Origin of the sequence: Burkholderia sp. HMSC10F09 (assembly GCF_001806955.1) — a bacterium.
Lineage (GTDB): Bacteria > Pseudomonadota > Gammaproteobacteria > Burkholderiales > Burkholderiaceae > Burkholderia > Burkholderia multivorans.
This window is the reverse complement of sequence record NZ_KV786775.1, coordinates 1-2,812: the sequence shown is the minus strand read 5'-3', so window position 1 is coordinate 2,812 and position 2,812 is coordinate 1. Positions and strand designations below refer to the sequence as shown.

The 2,812-nt window shown below is 64.7% G+C and carries 3 protein-coding genes; all 3 read right to left on the bottom strand.

Annotated elements, in window-relative coordinates:
- Positions 1-1,015, bottom strand: a 1,015-nt coding sequence (locus HMPREF3115_RS17940) for a UDP-glucose dehydrogenase family protein (RefSeq protein WP_256276245.1), incomplete at its 3' end; no start/stop codon positions are given.
- A 90-nt stretch (positions 1,016-1,105) separates the two neighbouring features.
- Positions 1,106-2,278, bottom strand: coding sequence for a lipopolysaccharide assembly protein LapB (gene lapB / locus HMPREF3115_RS17935; RefSeq protein WP_006400722.1), 1,173 nt, complete (start codon positions 2,276-2,278; stop codon positions 1,106-1,108).
- A gap of 54 nt (positions 2,279-2,332) precedes the next feature.
- Positions 2,333-2,626, bottom strand: a complete 294-nt coding sequence (locus HMPREF3115_RS17930) for a lipopolysaccharide assembly protein LapA domain-containing protein (protein WP_006406241.1) — start codon at positions 2,624-2,626, stop codon at positions 2,333-2,335.
- Positions 2,627-2,812 lie beyond the last annotated feature (186 nt).

Below are 2,812 nucleotides of genomic sequence, written 5' to 3'. Positions count from 1 at the left end.
CGGTGTTCGGCTTGAACGCGAGCCCCCAGACGGCGAATTCGCGGCCGCTCAGATCCGCGCCGAAACGCCGCTCGATCTTGCCGATCAGCACGTCCTTCTGCGCATGGTTGGCCGCTTCGACCGCTTCGAGAATGCGCAGCGGCTGGCCGTTTTCACCGGCGGTGCGGATCAGCGCCTGCACGTCCTTCGGGAAGCATGAACCGCCATAGCCGACGCCCGCGTACAGGAAGTGATAGCCGATGCGCGGATCCGAACCGATGCCGCGGCGCACGGCCTCGATGTCGGCACCGACCTTGTCGGCGAGATTCGACATCTCGTTCATGAACGAGATGCGCGTCGCAAGCATCGCGTTCGCCGCGTATTTCGAGAATTCGGCGGAACGCACGTCCATGTAGATCGTGCGCTCGTGATTGCGGTTGAACGGCGCGTAGAGCTTCTTCATCTTCTCGCGCGCGACCGTGCCGGTCTCGTCGTCGTCGACGCCGATGATGATGCGGTCCGGACGCATGAAGTCGTCGACCGCCGCGCCTTCCTTCAGGAACTCGGGATTCGATACGACCGAGAAGCGATGCGCGACGCTGCCCGCGAGGCCGCGCGCGGCGAGCGCTTCCTCGACGACGCCGCGCACGCGCTGCGCGGTGCCGACGGGCACTGTCGACTTGTCGACGATCACCTTGAAGCCGGTCATGTGGCGGCCGATGTTGCGCGCGGCTTCGAGCACGTATTGCAGGTCGGCCGAGCCGTCTTCGTCGGGCGGCGTGCCGACCGCGATGAACTGGATCTCGCCGTGCGCGACGCTTGCCTCGATATCGGTCGAAAAACGCAGCCGTCCGGCCGAGCGGTTGCGCGCGATGATCTCGAGCAGCCCCGGTTCGTGGATCGGCACGCCGCCGTTGTTGAGGATCTCGATCTTGCGCGGATCGACGTCGAGACAGAAGACGTCGTGGCCGATCTCCGCGAGACACGCGCCCGTGACGAGGCCGACGTAGCCCGTGCCGATGATGGTGATTTTCATAGATGTTCCGGTGCTTCCCGGTAATAGACTAACTTGGCCGCCGGGCTTCGCCCGGCGACGACCGCGATGCGTCGGCGCCGTGTGCCGGGATCAGCCCGGCATCGCAGGTTCGACGCGGCGCGGCGCATAGGTTTCCCAGCCGCTGCAGCCCGGGCATTGCCAGTAGAAGAGCCGCGCCCGGAAACCGCAATTCTGGCACGTATACCGTGGCAGATTTTTGGTGCGCTGCTTGATCAGCGCACGCATCATTTCAAGTTCCTTACGCCGCGGCTCGTCGGCACCGGCGATCTGCGCATCGAGCAGATGCAGCATGCCGGACAGATTCGGCGACTTCTCCATCTGCGTGCGCGCGAGCGTATGCGCGGCGTCCTGCCCGCGCAAGCCCGCGATGTGCTGATACGCGATGTCGAGCAGGTCGTTCGACGGATAGCGGTCGACGTAGCCCATCAGCAGCTCCGCACCCTCCGCCGCCTTGCCGAGCGCGACGTACGCCTTCATCAGCTTGTCGGCGACGAGCGGCAGATAGGCGGGATTCTGCGCTTCGACGCGCTTCCAGTGCTCGATCGCCGCCGCGTGATCGCCGGCCGCGTCGGCCGCATCGCCGGACAGGATCGTCGCGCGCACGTTCTGCGGATTCGCGGCGAGCGCGAGCCGCAGCTGTTCGGCCGCGGCCGCGCCGTTCTTGCGCTGCAGCGCATCCTGCGCGAGCTCGCAATGAAACTGCGCGATTTCGGTCCCGAGCGGCTTGTCGCTCATCGATTCGATGCGCTTCGCGGTATCGATCGACTTGTTCCAGTCCTTCTCGATCTCGTAGATCGTCAGCAGCGCGCGCTGCGCACCGAGCGCATAGTCGCCGTCGGCGAGCTTGTGAAACGCCTCTTCGGCGCGATCGAGCAGGCCGGCCTTCAGGAAGTCCTGACCGAGCTCGTACAGCGCGTGATCGCGCTCGTTGACGGGCAGGTCGGTCCGGCTCAGCAGATTCTGGTGCACGCGAATCGCGCGATCCGTCTCGCCGCGGCGGCGGAACAGGTTGCCGAGCGCGAAGTGCAGCTCGACCGTTTCGGGATCGAGCTTCGCGACTTCGATGAACGCATCGATCGCCTTGTCCGGTTGTTCGTTCAGCAGAAAGTTCAGGCCGCGAAAATACGAGCGCGGCAGATTCGCGCTCTCCGACAGCAGACTCTTCAGGTCATAGCGGGACGCCGCCCAGCCGAGCGCGAAAGCGACCGGAATCGCGAGCAACCACCAGAAATCCAGATCCATGCGAAATATCGAAGCAGAGACGAAAACCGCGCGAGACTCGCGCGGTGTCGGGGTTTAAATGACGGGCGGCATCGGCGGCTGATCGACGACGGCCGGCGTTTCCCTCGCCGCGCGCAAATCGCGCTTCAGGCGGCCGTTCTCGAGCCGCAGACGAAACACCGCAGGCAACGCGGACAGCAGGCCGGCCAGCAGCCCGACACCGAAGAACGCCAGCCCGATCAGGATCAGCGGCGCCTGCCACGCATAGCCGGCAAGGAAATTCAACGTCGCCGTCTGCGTATTGGCCAGTGCGAGCACCAGCAGCAGCACGAACACCAATACCCGAACCAGCCAGACGATAAACTTCATGAAGCCCTCTCTTTGTTGAGGTTTGCCGCGGCGCGCGACTCCCCTTCGCCGCGCCGAATCGACCCGGATTGTAAAGGAAGCGTTTCCGCGTCAGCGCAGATCGTGCGCGCCGGCTATTGCGCGACGGCGGCCGGAAACGAAAAAAGCGCCCACGAAGGGGTAATGCCGTTCAGTTAAGCAACTGAA